Here is a 16,596-nt window from a genome sequence, read left to right as displayed (position 1 = left end):
TGCTGCAAAATATTGGTACTACTACAATAAATATTACAAATAATTAATAATCATTATAAATAATTTATTAATTATAAAAATAAAAATCATATTTTTACAGTCTTGAAATTTACAAACATCATATTGTCAATTATCATCGTAGTACTTTCCTGTATGCCTTGTGCAGACAAGGAACAAGGCGTTTCGTCTGTAAAAGTAACTATAACCAATAGCTCAAAACAGCACCACGAAAAAGACACCTGTTCTCCTTTGTGCATTTGTAACTGTTGTGGTTGCCAAGGTTTCGCCTACAATACAATATGCAATTACAATTTTGTTGCCATTAAAAACATAATTGACAAAAAACTGCCTGAATACAAATCAATTCTTACTTCCAATTTCTTCGGAAGTATCTGGCAACCGCCTCAAATTAATGCTTAATTTTTTTTTGATTAATGTTTAAATGAATAGCGATTAATGTCTTGTGCATTAATCATACTATTGTTTACCATTATTCAGCTTACTGTATTTGATTCTATCAATTACTGTAAATCAAAAATCAATTATTAAACATTAATTATTTTCAATAGTGTTAGACAAAATCATTCATTTTAGTATAAATAATAAATTCATCATTGGTTTGATGACTTTATTTCTCATCATTTGGGGAGTTTGGAGTGCTTCCAAGCTACCCATTGATGCCGTACCAGATATTACAAACAATCAGGTACAAATCATTACACTTTGCCCAACTTTGGCAGGCCAAGAAGTCGAACAATTAGTAACTTTCCCAATTGAACAAAGCATAGCAAATCTTCCCGATTTAGTAGAAACCCGAAGTATTTCTCGCTTTGGTTTATCGGTAATCACAGTCGTTTTTGATGATGATGTCAATATTTATTTTGCCAGGCAACTTATTAGTGAAAGACTTAAAGAAGCTATTAGCCAAATACCTGAAGGTATTGGAAGACCTGAGTTAGGTCCAGTAAGTACAGGACTTGGTGAAGTGTATCAATATATTTTACATCCAAAAAAAGGAAGTGAAAATAAATATTCTGCGATGGACTTGCGTTCTATGCAAGACTGGATAGTAGCAAGACAACTCAACGGAACGCCCGGTATTGCAGAAATAAATAGTTTTGGGGGTAAATTGAAACAATATGAAGTTGGCGTGAATCCAAATCGATTAAAAGCGATGGGAGTAACAATTCCTGATATTTTTAGTGCTTTGGAGAAAAACAATCAAAATACAGGAGGTGCATACATTGACAAAAAACCAAGTGCTTACTTCATTCGTGGAGTTGGTCTGGTTACTTCCTTGGAAGATGTAAAAAATATCGTTGTGAAGAGCAACCCCAACAGTGTTCCAATTTTTATAAAAGATGTTGCCGATGTAAAGTTTGGTAATGCAGTACGTTATGGAGCAATGACCTTTAACGGAAAAGTAGATGCTGTTGGTGGTATTGTGATGATGCTTAAAGGTGCGAACAGTAATGAAGTGGTACAAAGGATAAAAGACAAAATGCTAATCATACAAAAATCATTACCAAATGATGTTGTAGTTGAACCATTTATTGACCGAAGCAACTTTGTAAACCGTGCCATTTCTACCGTTGAAAAAAACCTGATTGAAGGAGCATTAATCGTGATTTTTGTATTGGTTTTATTCCTGGGGAACCTTCGTGCGGGACTTATTGTAGCATCGGCTATACCACTTTCTATGTTGTTTGCTTTAGGATTGATGAAAATTTTTGGAGTAAGTGCAAATCTAATGAGTTTAGGAGCTATAGATTTTGGTTTAATTGTAGATGGTGCCGTCATTATCGTCGAAGCTTCATTGTATTTTCTGGAACACAATAAAAGCAAAAAAAGACTCACCCAACTCGAAATGGATCTGGCGGTTGAAAACAGTGCCAAGAAAATGATGAGCAGTGCTGCCTTTGGACAAATCATCATTATGATTGTGTACTTCCCAATTTTATCATTGGTAGGAATCGAAGGAAAAATGTTTGGCCCAATGGCAAAAACAGTTTCGTTTGCCATTATCGGTGCTATGATACTTTCGTTAACATACATTCCAATGATGAGTGCCTTGTTTTTGCCAAAACACATCAGTCACAAGAAAACATTTTCGGATAAAATGATGGATTTCTTGTACGGCAAATACGAACCTCTTTTAGAAAAAGTAATTGCCATAAAATACAAAGTCGTAGGTCTTACTGTTGCTTTATTGTTGATTACCGTTTTTATTTTTACCAAAATGGGTGGAGAGTTTATCCCCAATTTAGCCGAAGGAGATTATGCCTTTGAATTTAAAATGCCTATCGAAACTTCTTTATCCCAAAGTATTGAAACCTCGATGCAAGGCGCAAGAATCGCCAAGCAATTTGATGAAGTAAAAATTGTAGTGGGAAAAACGGGAGCTGGTGAAGTGCCTACTGACCCAATGCCTCCTGGAGCAACAGATATGATGATTATTCTCAAACCGCAAGACGAATGGAAATCAGGCAGAACCTATGATGAATTGGGCGATGCAATAGAAGAAAAATTAAGCGTAATTCCTGGTGTTTTTATTGAGAAAAGCCAACCGATTCAAATGCGTTTTAATGAATTGATGACTGGGATTAAACAGGATGTAGCTATAAAAATATTTGGAGAAAACTTGGACAGTCTTTCTGTGTATGCCAAAAAAGTCGAAAGTGTAATAACAAACGTAAAAGGCGTTTCTTCTCCACAAGTAGAGCAAGTGGATGGATTACCACAAATCAATATAGAATATGACCGTTTGCGAATTGCCAATTATGGTCTAAATGTCGAAGACATAAACAGTATCGTAAGTACTGCTTTTGCAGGAAAAGCAGCAGGTGTAGTCTACGAAAATGAGCGAAAATTTGATTTAGTGGTGCGATTAGACAGTACGTCAAGAAGAAGTATTGATGATGTGAATAATTTATTGATACCTACACCTACTGGCAATCAAATACCATTGTCTCAAGTTGCAAAAGTAGATTTTAAATTAGGTCCAGCACAAATCAGTAGAGAATCTGGAAAACGTAGAATTGTAATAGGTTTTAACATACAAGATAGAGATGTTCAGAGTGTGGTAAAAGAAATTCAAGACAAGCTGGCAACAAAAGTAAAATTGCCATCAGGTTATTATTTTACCTATGGAGGTACATTTGAGAACTTACAAAAAGCATCTAATCGATTGATGATTGCCGTTCCTATTTCCTTATTATTAATTTTTATGCTTTTGTATTTTACGTTCAATTCAATGAAACAAGCTGGTTTAATTTTCACGGCAATTCCAATGAGTGCCATTGGTGGTGTATTTGCTTTACTGCTTCGTGGAATGCCTTTTAGTATTTCGGCAGGGATTGGTTTTATTGCTTTGTTTGGAGTAGCGGTATTGAACGGAATTGTATTAATCGGCACATTCAACCAACTCGAAAAAGAAGGTTGGGATGATGTCATAAAACGGGTAATCGAAGGAACAAAAATAAGATTACGACCAGTTTTAATGACGGCTACCGTAGCATCGTTAGGATTTTTACCGATGGCAATGTCACATAGTGCTGGTGCCGAAGTACAAAAACCATTGGCTACCGTAGTAATTGGCGGATTAATCTCGGCAACATTCTTGACCTTGTTTGTATTGCCGTTGCTCTACATCATATTCAACACAAAACTAAAATTAAAAAGAAAACCAAGAGTGAAATCAATTACAACTATTTTAGTTATTGGATTATTATTTTCATTCAATAATGGTCAAGCACAATCCCGAAAAAGTATCGATGAAGTTTTGAACTTGGGCTTAAAAGACAATTTGCAATACAACATCAATCAATCGCAAATCGCAAAAAACCGGTTCCTGATAAAAGGGAACAAGGAATTTCCCAAAACGGGAATATTTGTAGAAAATGAAGATTTGCGCCCTTCGGATAAAACGGGTATTTGGAAAATTGGTTTACAGCAGAGCTTCTATATGCCTCAAGTAAACCAAGCCAAGAAGAATTACTATCGAGAGCAAACCAAATACTATGAGTTCAACAAGGAAGTAATCAATACAGAGCTGAAAAAAAATATCCGTTCTGTTTATTACCAATTATGGTATTTACAAGATAAAACAGCTTTGTATCAGCGACTGGACAGTATCTATATTGGTTTACTAAAGACCACAATTATAAAAGTTAAAACAGGAGAAAGTGCTGGTATTGAAAAAATTTCAGCAAACGTAAAGTTGAAAGAAATTGAAACAAATATCATTCAACTTCAAAAAGAAATGATTGTACAGCAACAGGCACTAATGCAGTTATTGAATAGTTCGGAAGCCATTTTACCGCTTTCAAAATCATTAGAAAAGTTAGAATATGGTTTGCAAAATTCAACAGAAAACCATCCAAATCTTCTTTTATTGCAACAAAATGTGTCGATTGCCAATAGTGAAATTGCAATCCAAAAAAGCAATCGCTTACCTGAATTTTCCGGTCGTGTTTTTTCACAAAAATTATATGGCGTAGCCGATCCATATACTGGTTTCTCATTTGCAACATCATTTCCAATATTTGGAAGTGGTGCCAATCGCAATAAAATAAAAGCCGCCAAAACCGAAAAAGAAGTACAAGAACAACAATTGCAATATCAAACACAAATACTTAAATCTTCTTTAGCACAACGTCAAACCGAAGTTGAAAAAAGTGTGTCAGGTTTGCAATTTTACGAAATTTCAGGCTTACAACAAGCTGACGAAATCATAAAAGCCGCGAATCAATCCTATCGAGCAGGAGAAATAAGTTATGCCGATTTTTCATTGTATTTAAGTCAAGCCATCGAAATACGAAAAAACTATTTAGACAATCTAAATGCATACAACCAAGCGATTATTGAATACAATTATTTCACAAACAAATAAATTCAAAAAAATGAAATCTTTAAAAATAAAATATAAAAATTATCTTTTACTCACCACTTTATGCGTAACGTTAATTTCTTGCGGGAGTAAAGAAACGAAACCAGAAGAAGTAGTTGAGAAACCTAAAACTGAAGAAGCACCAGCATCAATTGCATCATTAACTGCTGAACAAATTAAAACTGTGGGTATACAATACGGAAGCATAGAACAAAAAGAATTAACAGCCACATTGAAAGCCAATGGAGCATTACGGGTGCCTAATAATAACAAAGCCAATGCTACTTCGATGTACGGAGGTGTAATAAAAACAATTAATGTACAGTTAGGTGATTTTGTAAAAAAAGGCCAAGTAATTGCTACAATCGTCAATCCGCAATTCATACAACTACAGGAAGAATATTTGAGTACTTCCAGTAAAATAATCTTTGCCGAACAAGAATTAGCAAGACAAAAAGAACTCAATGCAGGAAATGCAGGGGCATTAAAAAACTACCAAAATGCCGATGCAGAACTAAAATCAATTAGAACACGCAGAGCATCTTTGCAACAGCAAATTCAATTGATGGGTATTAATCCAAATAGCTTAAACAACGGTAATTTACGTTCCGCATTATCAGTAACATGCCCTATAAGCGGTACAATTAGTAATGTTTTCTCTAAAATCGGAAGTTATGTTGATGTCTCTTCACCAGTTGCCGAAATTGTTGATAACACACAACTACATTTAGATCTAAACGTATTTGAAAAAGATTTGCCTATGCTAAAAGTGGGGCAAATTATCCATTTTAGAATCACCAATAATTCAGGGGAAGATTACAATGCAAAAGTATATTCAGTAGGGGCTTCATTTGAGAGTGATAGTAAAAGTATTCCAGTGCACGCTACTGTTCAAGGTAATAAAACCGGACTCATAGACGGAATGAATATAACGGCAATTGTAAGTTTAAATAATGTTACTACCGATGCAATCCCTACGGATGCCATAGTAAGTGCTGATGGGAAAGACTATATTTTTATTGTAACGGATAAAAAAGCCGAAGAAGAACCACAAGAAGAAGAAAACAAATCCGAAGAACCAAAAACCAAGGAGACTACAACAAATTTTGAAAAAATAGAAGTCGCAATAGGCGTTTCTAATATGGGTTATACAGCTATAACATTGGTAAAAGACATTCCTGCAAATGCAAAAATTGTGACAAAAGGCGCATTCTTTGTAAATGCAAAATTAACCAACAAAGGGGAAGAATAAACTGTAATACTCATTGGATGCAATTATTAAAAACAGTAAGTCACTTTTTTTAAACTAATTGCTCCAATGGGTTAATTTATCTAAAATTGTAGAAAACCAAAATCATTTAATATAATAGATTTATGGATATAAATGCCGAATTAATTATTGTTTTTAAACTGATTGTTTCATTTTTATTAGGAGCATTTATTGGTTTAGATAGAGAAAGACACGGTAGTGATGCTGGTATAAGAACCTATGCCGCAGTTTGTATTGGCTCAACCTTATTTACCGCTATTACTGCACATTTAGTTAATAATTCTGCGGATACTTCAAGAGTAATTGCAAATATTGTAACAGGTGTTGGTTTTCTAGGTGCAGGTATTATTTATCGCAACTCTAGTACAGGAACATCACACGGATTAACAACTGCAGCTACGGTTTGGTGTACTTCAGCTGTTGGTGTTGCCGTTGGATTAAATATGTTCATTATAGCTATAATAGGTGCTTGTGCGTTGTATTTTCTACTTTCATTACACCATCAAAAAAGGTATATAAAATGGAAGCAAAATATGATAAACAAGTATGGTGAAGGAGACTGCAACAATTAGTACTTAAAATAGTGAAATTAATTTAAAAGATAATAATTATGACTACATCAAACACAACTTCTACTGAATCAAAAGTTGCATCACCTATGGTAAAATCTAGTATTTATTAACATAAAAAAGAATTAGTCAACTTTGAATTTCAAAATATTTATAATTATGCTACAGCTTTTAGATTTTACAGGGGAAAATATCATAGCTACAAGGGCAAATGATTTATTAGGTATTAAAGATTATGAAAAAATTCATCCTTTTATTCATAATATTATTGATACCGGTAAAAAAGTTAGATGGTATTTTGAAATGGACGATGATTCTGGTTCAAATGGTTTTTGGGAAGATGGTATAATCGAAATCAATTATGGGAAAATGAATTTTACACATTCTGCGGATATCGAAAGAATTGCTATTGTAGGTGTTAAAAAATGGGAAAATAGTATGCGTTCAATTATGAAACCATTTACAAAAGCCAAGTTGATGTATTTCGATTTGCCCGACAGAGAAAAAGCAAAAGAATGGATTCTAAATCAACAAGTAGAGATTGAAACAAATTACATTGATAATAAATAAACATAAATACTTTACAAACGATAAATTGATTCGATGTACATCAAAATTAAATAATTATGAAATTAAAATCAACTTTAACTTGCCCCAACTGCGGATACAGAAAAGAAGAAATAATGCCAACCAATGCTTGTTAGTTCTTTTACGAATATGATAAGTGCAAAGCAATACTCTAACCATTAGAAGGAGATTGTTGCGTTTATTGCAGTTATGGTTCAGTAAAATGTCCACCAATACAAGCAGGAGATAATTGTTGTTAATTAATAATCAAAAAATATGACAAACATTTCAGAAGTTTATTTATACGCATTAATTCCAGTAGTTTCTATCTTAATTGGTGGTCTTACAGGATTATTTACAACCCCAAATGGTGCTTTTCGTAGTGCGGTTTTGCACTTTGCAGGTGGTGTAGTATTCTCGGTGGTAGCCGTAGAGTTGTTGCCAGATATCATAAAAAACCACAAACCATTAGAAGTTGGTATTGGTTTTGGTTTAGGCATTATCACGATGGTTTTAGTAAAATATTTTGCCGAAAAAATAGAAAGTAAAGAAGAAGAAAATAAAACCTCAAATGCTTTGCCAATGGGTTTATTAATTGCATTGGGTATTGATTTAGTAATAGACGGTTTGCTTTTAGGCGTAGGTTTTGCAGCAGGAAATACGGAAGGTATTTTACTTTCTGTAGCATTGGCTTTAGAAACATTTGCTCTTGGCTTGGCTGTAATATTAGCACTTTCTACAAGTAATATTTCTGCAAAAAAAAATATAATAATCTTATCCATTTTAGGATTTTGTTTCTTTATAGGAGCTACTTTGGGCATTACATTTCTATCTTCCTTATCACAAGAATGGTTAGAATTAGTTTTGTCCTTTGGATTAGCCGCTTTATTGTTTTTAGTAACCGAAGAATTACTCACCGAAGCACACGAAGAAAAAGAAACACTTTTACAAACAGCAATGTTTTTTGTTGGGTTTCTCATATTTTTAATAATAGGAATGATAGCATAAATTTTAAACTAAATGGAAAATAATATCAAACATCATTGGATTGAAAAAATAACGGGGTCTAAAAAATTAATTATTGCTTCTGCATTGTCAATAATTATTTATGGCTTATTATTTTATTTAAATGTCAACTTTAATAATAGTATTATTTTGAGTTGGGATACTTTTTGCATCTTTATGCTACTTTTTAGTTGGATTCTTTTTTCGACTACAAAAGCAGATCATCTATGCCATATTGTTACTAAACAAGACGAAAATCTTAAAACCATTTTTAGCATTGTACTCATTGCAATCATATTTAGTCTTTTTGGAACTTTGGCATTACTAACTAAAAAAAACTATACAAATGAATATAAACTTTTTCATTCCATTATTTCAATCTCGCCTGTTGTTTTATCGTGGTTACTTTTGCACACGACATTCACAATTCGATATGCACATTTATACCACGACCATAATGAACTCAATACGGGTACTAATATTGGTGGAATCAAATTTCCAAGTAAAACTAAACCCGATTATTTAGATTTTGCCTACTTTTCGTTTGTAATCGGAATGACTTTTCAAGTATCAGACATTGTAATAACTTCAAGAACAATTAGGCGTTTTGTTTTAATGCATAGTTTAATATCATTTACATTCAATACAATTATTGTGGCACTTACTATTAGTGCAATATCTAATCTAAATTAAATCAATTAAAATCAAATATCTATGATAAATACAGACCCAAAACACAAGCATATTTATGACGCACAAGGCAAAATGACTTGTTGCTCACAAGAAGTAAAAATAAATCATTTGGCAGATAAAAAAACTAAAGCCAAAACCAAAAAAGACAGTTGCTGTGGCGATGACGAACCTGTAAAAGCACAGCACAAAAACAATGACGATCACGATGACGGTCACAATCACGATGCGCACAGCCACGACGAACATTCAGACGATGACGAGCACGACCATTCAGGCGGTGACCAAACCACGCTTCAAATGTTTCTACCGGCAATCATAAGTTTTACACTATTACTTGTCGCAATTGGTTTCGACAACTATTTTACACCAACTTGGTTTACAGATTGGGTTAGAACTGCGTGGTATATAATAGCCTATTTACCTGTTGGATTACCTGTGCTTAAAGAAGCATTTGAAAGCATCCGAAAAGGTGAAATATTTTCAGAGTTTTTATTAATGAGTATTGCTACCATTGGAGCTTTTGCAATTAGCGAATATCCAGAAGGTGTTGCTGTAATGCTGTTTTATGCAATTGGCGAAGTGTTTCAAACATTGGCAGTTCAAAGGGCAAAATCAAACATTAAAGCATTATTAGACCAAAGACCGGATACTGCAACTGTAATGGAAGGTAAAAATGCTGTTTCTAAAAAAGCATCTGAAATCACAATTGGAGAAATTATTCAATTAAAACCTGGAGAAAAACTGGCACTGGACGGAAAGTTAATTTCTGACACCGCTTCGTTCAACACTGCTGCCCTAACAGGAGAAAGTAAACCTGATACCAAACAAAAAGACGAAACCGTTCTTGCTGGAATGATAAACCTGAATACAGTTGTTTTGGTCGAAGTAACAACGGCTTATTCAGATAGTAAGCTCTCAAAAATCTTGGAAATGGTGCAGGAAGCAACCGCCAAAAAAGCACCAACCGAATTGTTCATCAGAAAATTTGCCAAAATATACACGCCAGCAGTAGTGTTTGCAGCTATTGCCATTTGTCTCATACCTATTGCTTTTGTCGATAATTATGTTTTCAGCGATTGGTTGTACAGAGCATTAATCTTTTTGGTTATTTCCTGTCCTTGTGCGTTAGTAATCTCCATTCCGTTAGGATATTTTGGAGGAATTGGTGCAGCAAGTAAAAACGGAATTCTGGTCAAAGGATCTAATTTTCTGGATATAATGGCAACCATTCAAGTGGTCGTTATGGATAAAACAGGAACACTGACCAAAGGCGTTTTCAAAGTTCAAAAAGTGGTTGCTGTGGATATTTCCGAAGCTGATTTAGTAAAATTTACGGCTGCATTAGAAACCAAATCGACTCACCCCGTTGGAACAGCTATTATTGAATATGCAAAAGGAACAGAGAAAAACACAACCGTTACCGACGTCGAAGAAATTGCAGGACACGGATTAAAAGGCAAAGTAGATGGAAACGAAATCTTGGCAGGAAATGTAAAACTGATGAAGAAATTCAATATCAGTTATGATGCCGAAATCGACAATACACCTTTCACGATTATCGTTATTGCCATCAATCAAAAATATTCTGGCTATTTTCTAATTGCAGACGAAATAAAAGAAGATGCCAAACAAGCTATCGAAAGTTTACATAGAATAAATGTAAAAACAGTAATGCTTTCGGGAGACAAACAAGCCGTTGTTGATGCTGTTGCCAAAGAGTTAAATATCGATCAAGCCTATGGCGATTTATTGCCTGAAAATAAGGTAGAGAAAGTAGAAGAACTCAAATCTGAAAACTTAAAAATTGCTTTTGTTGGCGATGGTGTAAACGATGCACCAGTAGTTGCCCTTGCCGATGCAGGAATTGCAATGGGTGGTTTAGGCAGTGATGCAACAATTGAAACTGCAGATATTGTCATTCAAAATGACCAGCCATATAAAATATTTACAGCGATAAACATCGGCAAAAAAACCAAGCAAATTGTGTATCAAAACATTGGACTGGCATTTGCAGTAAAAGCGATTGTTCTTGTTCTTGGAGCTGGTGGTCTGGCAACAATGTGGGAAGCCGTTTTTGCAGATGTAGGTGTAGCATTGCTTGCCATTTTAAACGCAGTCAGAATACAGAGAATGAAGTTTTAAAAATCCGATTCAAATAATTCTCTTTTCAACGAAAAGTATTCAATATTTCAAGAAAGAGCAAATTGAATGAAAGAACAAAACGAATTCTAACTATAATTAAAGAAAATCAGAAGTATAACGATTCCAAAACTTATTAATTGAGTTGGTCAACATAGCATTCATGTGATTACTTTTTCCGGCTTAAATAATTCTATTTAAGCAGGAAATTATTTTTTATGCTATTTGAAAGAACGTAAAATCTGAGATATACACTTGATAACAATATTAAATAAAATATTTTTTACATTACCCATGATTCAAACAAAGAATAATATTTGCAGCTTACTTTTTACATTGATAGGAGTTGCAACATTTGCACAACAAATCAGCACCAGTAGTACTAACCAATTCTCATTTGACAACTCTTTATTAACTTTTAATTCTAGTATTGATAAATTAGAAAATGACAATACTAACAGTTATCCTTTTGACAAAGAGGATTCATTCCAATTAGACTCTTCTTTTTATGTTAAAGATTCCCTTGTATATCCACCTACAACAAAAGATTATAGAAAATTAGGATATAATACCGCTCTTTTCGCAGGTACTACTGTTGTTATTTACGGTGTTTTATTGTTGCTTCCTGAAAGCGTAACGAAATGGGACAAAGAAGAAATGAGAAAAAACGGAATTACAGCCAAATGGAAAGAGAATGTGAAAGCGGGTCCTGTAGTAGATAGTGACAACTTTTTTTTTAATTATGTTACCCATCCCTATGCTGGAGCGGTGTACTATATGACAGCTCGTAGTTGTGGCTTTAATATCTTTGAATCCTTTACTTATTCGGCTATAATGTCAACTTTCTTCTGGGAATACGGTGTTGAAGCTTTTGCAGAGATTCCTTCAGTGCAAGATTTAATTATTACACCTATTGTTGGTTCTGCAATGGGTGAGGGATTTTTTTATGCGAAGAAAAGCATTCTTAAAAATGATTCCAGAGTTTTAAATTCGCGATTTTTAGGCAAAACGTCTTTATTTTTTATGGATCCATTTAATACTATAATGGATGGTTGCGGCTACAAGCAAAAGGTAAAAACACAACTTAATGTAGCTCCAGTAGGATTCAATCCATATACTAAAAATACCACGTGGGGACTTAGTTTTTCGGCCAGTTTTTAATTAAACCACTTGTTTGTTTATGAAAAAATACAATGCATGTTTTTTTTAACAGGTTATTATCAAATAATCAATACAATTTGATTATTTTTGATGTAATTAAATACAAACATAAATGAATAAATTTCACATTTTAGTAATCACATTATTTGGCTTCTTACTGATGTCAAATGGTGTTTTTGCATGTGAAAAAGATTCTGCTAAAGATACTTCCCACAAAGCGACTTCTTCTGAAACTTGTCATAGCGATTGCTGTAAAAAGGACAGCCATTCAAAAACTAAAAATCATGAAGGTTGCGGTGGTAAATGCAACCATTCAAAATGCGCTTGTGCTTCTTCAAGCAACACATCTATTTCAATTAGTGAATGGGATATTAATAAAAATATTTTTAATTTCTCTTCAGAAAAAGAAAAATTTTACGATTACGAAACCTCCATTTCTTGTGGTTTCAATTCTTTATGGCTTATACCAAAAATAGGCTAAATCAAATTTTGACAGCCATACGTGTGTCAAATTCTAAGCAATTCTTGCTTTAAATCATTATATTTTATCGGTTAATTGAATTATTAAATTATAGTTTATTGCTGTCATTTTAATATTCTACGGCCTGTTCAATTCAATATTTTTTAAACTTTAATGGAAACGGCAATTCGCTAAATCTAAAATTTAGACGAACAATTGTATCGTTTCACAAAATCAAAAAAAATGAAAAATTTAATTATCGTATTAAGTGCATTTTTTGCATTTAGTACAGTAGCGTCAGCACAAGACGGTACAAAAAAGGAAGAGCAAAAAACAATTTACGTTTGCCCTACGCATCCTGACGAGAAAAATTCAAGTGCAGGTAAATGCCCTGAATGCGGAATGGAATTGATTAAAACCACTGTAAAAGTAGATACCCATGCTCAAAAAGGAAGTCAGCCTCAAAGTAAAATTGTAACAAAATATGTCTGTCCGATGGACGGATCAACTTCCGACAAACCAGGTAAATGTTCTAAATGTGCAATGGCAATGGTAAAAACCACTGAAAAAATTGATTTGCACCCGCAAAAAGGAAGTCAGCCTACGAGTAAAACTGTGACAAAATATGTTTGCTCGATGGACGGCACAACTTCTGATAAACCGGGTCAATGCGCTAAATGTGGAATGGGTTTGGTAAAAGTCACCGAAAAAGTTGATTTGCACCCTCAAAAAGGAAGTCAGCCTCAAAGTAAAATTGTGACAAAATATGTTTGTCCTATGGATGGTTCCACTTCAGATGTTCCTGGAAAATGTCCTAAATGCGGTATGGATATGACGCAAACAGAAAACCATAAACACTAATCTAATCTTTCAATAACAAAAATTTTAAAAATGAAAAATATAATTCTTTCAGCGATAGCAATGTCATTCGTATTAATTTCTTGCAACCAAAAAAACAAGCAAGAAGAAACAGTTACTTCAGCACCTAATGAAACTGAAGCTAAAGCTACAGCTGTAAAAGTTAATCCAAATTCTTTTTCCATTAAAGAAATTGTAACGGATTATTTGTCTTTAAAAAATGCTTTGACTAAAGACGATTCTAACGCTACTGCCGATGCAGGAAAAGAAATGGTGGCGACTTTGGGGAAAATTGATATGAAAAAATTATCTAGTGAACAAATGAAAACCTATATGGATATTGCCGATGATCTCAAAGAACACGCTGAACATATTGGAGATAATGCGGGGAACATAGCACACCAAAGAGAGCATTTTGTTTTAATGAGCAAAGACATCAATGATTTGATAACCACTTTTGGAACAGAACAAAAACTATATCAGGATTTTTGCCCAATGGCAGATGAAGGAAAAGGAGCTATTTGGATAAGCGAGTTAAAAGACATCAAAAATCCATATTATGGTTCAGAAATGCTTACTTGTGGTTCCGTTAGAAAAGAATTCTAGAATGAGAAGAATCTTCAAAAAAATATTTTTTATTGGATTAATTATTTTTTTACTGATGCAGTTTTATCAACCTGCTCGAAACATTGGTTTTGAGCAGGATGTAACTGCAAATTTTACAAAAGTATATAATGTCCCTAAAAGTGTAGAAACTATACTGCGAACCTCTTGTTATGATTGTCACAGCAACAAAACCGATTATCCTTGGTATTCAAACATTCAGCCTGTTCGTTTTTTTATGGATAGCCATATAAATGAAGGCAAAGAGGAATTGAACTTTAATGAATTTGGAAATTATTCAAAACGCAAACAGAATAGCAAATTAAAAGCTATGAGTAAACAAATAAAGTTGAATGAAATGCCTTTGGCTTCTTATACTTTGATCCATAAAAACGCAATACTTTCGGTTAGTCAAAAACAGGAACTAATGAATTGGATCAATACACTTAAAAATAACTAATAGTCTAACACAAATTATTCTTATAAAAATGAAATTAAACAATAATATAGATAAACTAGGTACACTTGGACTTTTCTTCACGGCATTATTTTCTCCTTGCTGTTTTCCCCTTTTTGCATTCGTGGCTTCAGCTTTCGGTTTGGGTAGTTTCGAATTGTTTGGCGGATGGACAATGTGGATATTTCAGGCAATGATTTTAATATCAATTGCAGGCTTGATTTTTTCTTATAGAAAGCATCACAGTCTTTATCCATTATTGTTTGCTATTCCAAGTGGAATAGTCATTTTATATGGATATTATTTCAGTAATGATTTTCAACATATCTACATCGGTATGTTTGGGCTACTAATTGCGACTGTCCTTAATTACTACTATAATAAATTAGGTGGTAATTGTGAAACCTGCACCATTTATAACGGTAAATCAGTGGAGCTAAAATCAACTTTAACTTGTCCAAACTGCGGACACAAAAAAGATGAAATGATGCCAACGGATGCTTGTCAATTTTTTTATGAATGTGAAAAGTGCAAAACAGTTTTAAGACCAAAACAAGGAGATTGCTGTGTTTTTTGTAGCTATGGCACTGTAAAATGTCCCCCTATACAAGCAGGAGATAAATGTTGTTAAAAATTAAAATATTATGGTAGAAAAATTAATATCATTTTCATTAAAAAACCGATTCGTTGTCTTGCTCGTTTCGGCCTGTTTATTTGCTTGGGGTGTTTATAGTGTGCAACAAAATCCTATTGACGCCATTCCCGATTTGTCCGAAAATCAAGTAATTGTATTTACAGAATGGATGGGAAGAAGTCCGCAGGTTATAGAAGCGCAAGTAACTTATCCTTTGGTTTCAAATCTTCAGGGAATTCCAAAAGTCAAGAATATTCGTGGTGCTTCTATGTTTGGAATGAGCTTCGTATATATTGTTTTTGAGGACAATGTCGATATTTATTGGGCAAGAACAAGAGTTTTGGAACGACTGAATTATGCTCAACGATTACTACCTCAAAATGTAGTTCCTACGCTTGGCCCTGATGGTACGGGTGTTGGTCACATATTTTGGTATCATTTAGATGCCAATGGTATGGATTTGGGAGAGCAAAGAGCTTTGCAGGATTGGTACGTGAAATTTGCATTGCAAACGGTTCCAGGAGTTGCTGAAGTAGCTTCTTTTGGAGGCTTTGAAAAACAATACCAATTGGTTTTGGATCCTTTGAAAATGCAATATTATAAAGTCACTATGATGGAAGTGATGAATGCTGTTAAAGCCAATAATAATGATGTAGGAGGACGGAAATTCGAAATGAGTGATATGTCATACATCATAAGGGGTTTGGGGTATATAAAAAACATAAAGGACGTAGAAGAAATTGCCATCAAAAATTACAATTCTATTCCGGTGCGGGTAAAAGATATCGGTTCCATTCAAATGGGAGGCGATTTGCGTTTGGGTATTTTTGATGAAAATGGCACAGGAGAAGTCGTTGGTGGTATCGTAGTTATGCGATACGGAGAAAATGCAGATAATGTCATAAAAGCGGTCAAAGCCAAAATGAAAGAAGTGGAGAGAGGACTACCCGAGGGCGTAACTTTTAAAACCTCTTATGACAGAAGCGAATTGATTGAGAAAGCAATTGAATCTGTCAAAGGAACGCTAATCGAAGAAATGATTGCCGTTTCAATAGTGGTGTTGCTTTTTCTTTTTCATTGGCGAAGCGCATTAATTATCTTGATACAAATACCAATTTCGGTGGCGGTTGCCTTTATCTTCCTGCAGGCTTTTGGAATTTCTTCAAATATTATGTCGCTCACGGGAATTGCTTTAGCAATTGGTGTTTTGGTTGATGACGGAATTGTAATGGTAGAGAATGCGTATAGGACAATTTCTGAGAAACAGGAAGAAATGGATAATAACCAATAAG

The 16,596-nt window shown here is 33.9% G+C and carries 15 protein-coding genes and 2 pseudogenes; all 17 read left to right on the top strand.

Annotation, left to right across the window (positions count from 1 at the left end; all coding sequences use genetic code 11):
- The first annotated feature begins 102 nt into the window (after positions 1 to 102).
- The 17 genes and pseudogenes from HQN62_RS14300 (at position 103) to HQN62_RS14230 (ending at position 16,595) form a co-directional block, all read left to right on the top strand.
- A complete protein-coding gene (locus HQN62_RS14300) occupies positions 103 to 420 on the top strand; it encodes a DUF6660 family protein (RefSeq protein WP_254454443.1) in 318 nt (105 codons plus the stop codon).
- A gap of 148 nt (positions 421 to 568) precedes the next feature.
- Positions 569 to 4,891 carry a CusA/CzcA family heavy metal efflux RND transporter gene (locus HQN62_RS14295; protein WP_173504884.1) on the top strand — a complete coding sequence of 1,441 codons (4,323 nt, stop codon included), beginning with the start codon at positions 569 to 571 and terminating at the stop codon, positions 4,889 to 4,891.
- Between the two features lie 10 nt (positions 4,892 to 4,901).
- A complete protein-coding gene (locus HQN62_RS14290) occupies positions 4,902 to 6,140 on the top strand; it encodes an efflux RND transporter periplasmic adaptor subunit (protein WP_173504883.1) in 1,239 nt (412 codons plus the stop codon).
- Between the two features lie 122 nt (positions 6,141 to 6,262).
- Entirely contained in the window at positions 6,263 to 6,730 is a 468-nt protein-coding gene (locus HQN62_RS14285) for an MgtC/SapB family protein (protein ID WP_173504882.1), read from the top strand.
- A 156-nt stretch (positions 6,731 to 6,886) separates the two neighbouring features.
- Positions 6,887 to 7,297, top strand: coding sequence for a SpoIIAA family protein (locus HQN62_RS14280; protein ID WP_173504881.1), 411 nt, complete (start codon positions 6,887 to 6,889; stop codon positions 7,295 to 7,297).
- A 56-nt stretch (positions 7,298 to 7,353) separates the two neighbouring features.
- Positions 7,354 to 7,554, top strand: a pseudogene (locus HQN62_RS18970) (GDCCVxC domain-containing (seleno)protein).
- Positions 7,555 to 7,570: 16 nt separating this feature from the next.
- Positions 7,571 to 8,302, top strand: a complete 732-nt coding sequence (locus HQN62_RS14275) for a ZIP family metal transporter (RefSeq protein ID WP_173504880.1) — start codon at positions 7,571 to 7,573, stop codon at positions 8,300 to 8,302.
- Positions 8,303 to 8,314: 12 nt separating this feature from the next.
- Positions 8,315 to 8,992, top strand: coding sequence for a DUF1345 domain-containing protein (locus HQN62_RS14270; RefSeq protein WP_173504879.1), 678 nt, complete (start codon positions 8,315 to 8,317; stop codon positions 8,990 to 8,992).
- 21 nt (positions 8,993 to 9,013) lie between these two features.
- Positions 9,014 to 11,134: a heavy metal translocating P-type ATPase gene (locus tag HQN62_RS14265; protein ID WP_173504878.1), complete on the top strand. Its 2,121-nt coding sequence runs from the start codon at positions 9,014 to 9,016 to the stop codon at positions 11,132 to 11,134.
- Positions 11,135 to 11,386: 252 nt separating this feature from the next.
- Positions 11,387 to 12,292, top strand: coding sequence for a DUF3943 domain-containing protein (locus HQN62_RS14260; protein ID WP_173504877.1), 906 nt, complete (start codon positions 11,387 to 11,389; stop codon positions 12,290 to 12,292).
- A gap of 112 nt (positions 12,293 to 12,404) precedes the next feature.
- On the top strand, positions 12,405 to 12,773 hold the full coding sequence (locus HQN62_RS14255; RefSeq protein WP_173504876.1) for a hypothetical protein: 369 nt from the start codon (positions 12,405 to 12,407) through the stop codon (positions 12,771 to 12,773).
- A gap of 222 nt (positions 12,774 to 12,995) precedes the next feature.
- A complete protein-coding gene (locus HQN62_RS14250; protein WP_173504875.1) occupies positions 12,996 to 13,613 on the top strand; it encodes a heavy metal-binding domain-containing protein in 618 nt (205 codons plus the stop codon).
- A gap of 30 nt (positions 13,614 to 13,643) precedes the next feature.
- Positions 13,644 to 14,216 (top strand): DUF3347 domain-containing protein, encoded by a 573-nt coding sequence (locus tag HQN62_RS14245; RefSeq protein WP_173504874.1) that lies wholly within the window; start codon positions 13,644 to 13,646, stop codon positions 14,214 to 14,216.
- Position 14,217: 1 nt separating this feature from the next.
- A complete protein-coding gene (locus tag HQN62_RS14240) occupies positions 14,218 to 14,673 on the top strand; it encodes a heme-binding domain-containing protein (protein WP_173504873.1) in 456 nt (151 codons plus the stop codon).
- Between the two features lie 28 nt (positions 14,674 to 14,701).
- A pseudogene (locus tag HQN62_RS18965) lies at positions 14,702 to 14,983 on the top strand (MerC domain-containing protein); the annotation flags it as partial.
- A 117-nt stretch (positions 14,984 to 15,100) separates the two neighbouring features.
- Complete coding sequence (locus HQN62_RS18960) at positions 15,101 to 15,301, top strand: GDCCVxC domain-containing (seleno)protein (protein WP_024981691.1); 201 nt, start codon at positions 15,101 to 15,103, stop codon at positions 15,299 to 15,301.
- A 13-nt stretch (positions 15,302 to 15,314) separates the two neighbouring features.
- A complete protein-coding gene (locus HQN62_RS14230) occupies positions 15,315 to 16,595 on the top strand; it encodes an efflux RND transporter permease subunit (RefSeq protein WP_173504872.1) in 1,281 nt (426 codons plus the stop codon).
- The last annotated feature ends 1 nt before the right edge of the window (position 16,596 follow it).

This window comes from Flavobacterium sp. M31R6, assembly GCF_013284035.1.
Taxonomy (GTDB): Bacteria; Bacteroidota; Bacteroidia; order Flavobacteriales; family Flavobacteriaceae; genus Flavobacterium.
The sequence above is the reverse complement of the archived record's forward strand: the minus strand, read 5'-3'. Positions and strand labels throughout refer to the sequence as shown.

Bases quoted from the DNA above. Each gene is read 5' to 3' on its own strand.
- HQN62_RS14280 (WP_173504881.1), top strand. From the start codon at position 6,887: ATGCTACAGCTTTTAGATTTTACAGGGGAAAATATCATAGCTACAAGG.
- HQN62_RS14285 (WP_173504882.1), top strand. From the start codon at position 6,263: ATGGATATAAATGCCGAATTAATTATTGTTTTTAAACTGATTGTTTCA.
- HQN62_RS14250 (WP_173504875.1), top strand. From the start codon at position 12,996: ATGAAAAATTTAATTATCGTATTAAGTGCATTTTTTGCATTTAGTACA.
- HQN62_RS14245 (WP_173504874.1), top strand. From the start codon at position 13,644: ATGAAAAATATAATTCTTTCAGCGATAGCAATGTCATTCGTATTAATT.
- HQN62_RS14230 (WP_173504872.1), top strand. From the start codon at position 15,315: ATGGTAGAAAAATTAATATCATTTTCATTAAAAAACCGATTCGTTGTC.
- HQN62_RS14270 (WP_173504879.1), top strand. From the start codon at position 8,315: ATGGAAAATAATATCAAACATCATTGGATTGAAAAAATAACGGGGTCT.
- HQN62_RS14240 (WP_173504873.1), top strand. From the start codon at position 14,218: ATGAGAAGAATCTTCAAAAAAATATTTTTTATTGGATTAATTATTTTT.
- HQN62_RS14275 (WP_173504880.1), top strand. From the start codon at position 7,571: ATGACAAACATTTCAGAAGTTTATTTATACGCATTAATTCCAGTAGTT.
- HQN62_RS14290 (WP_173504883.1), top strand. From the start codon at position 4,902: ATGAAATCTTTAAAAATAAAATATAAAAATTATCTTTTACTCACCACT.
- HQN62_RS14265 (WP_173504878.1), top strand. From the start codon at position 9,014: ATGATAAATACAGACCCAAAACACAAGCATATTTATGACGCACAAGGC.
- HQN62_RS14255 (WP_173504876.1), top strand. From the start codon at position 12,405: ATGAATAAATTTCACATTTTAGTAATCACATTATTTGGCTTCTTACTG.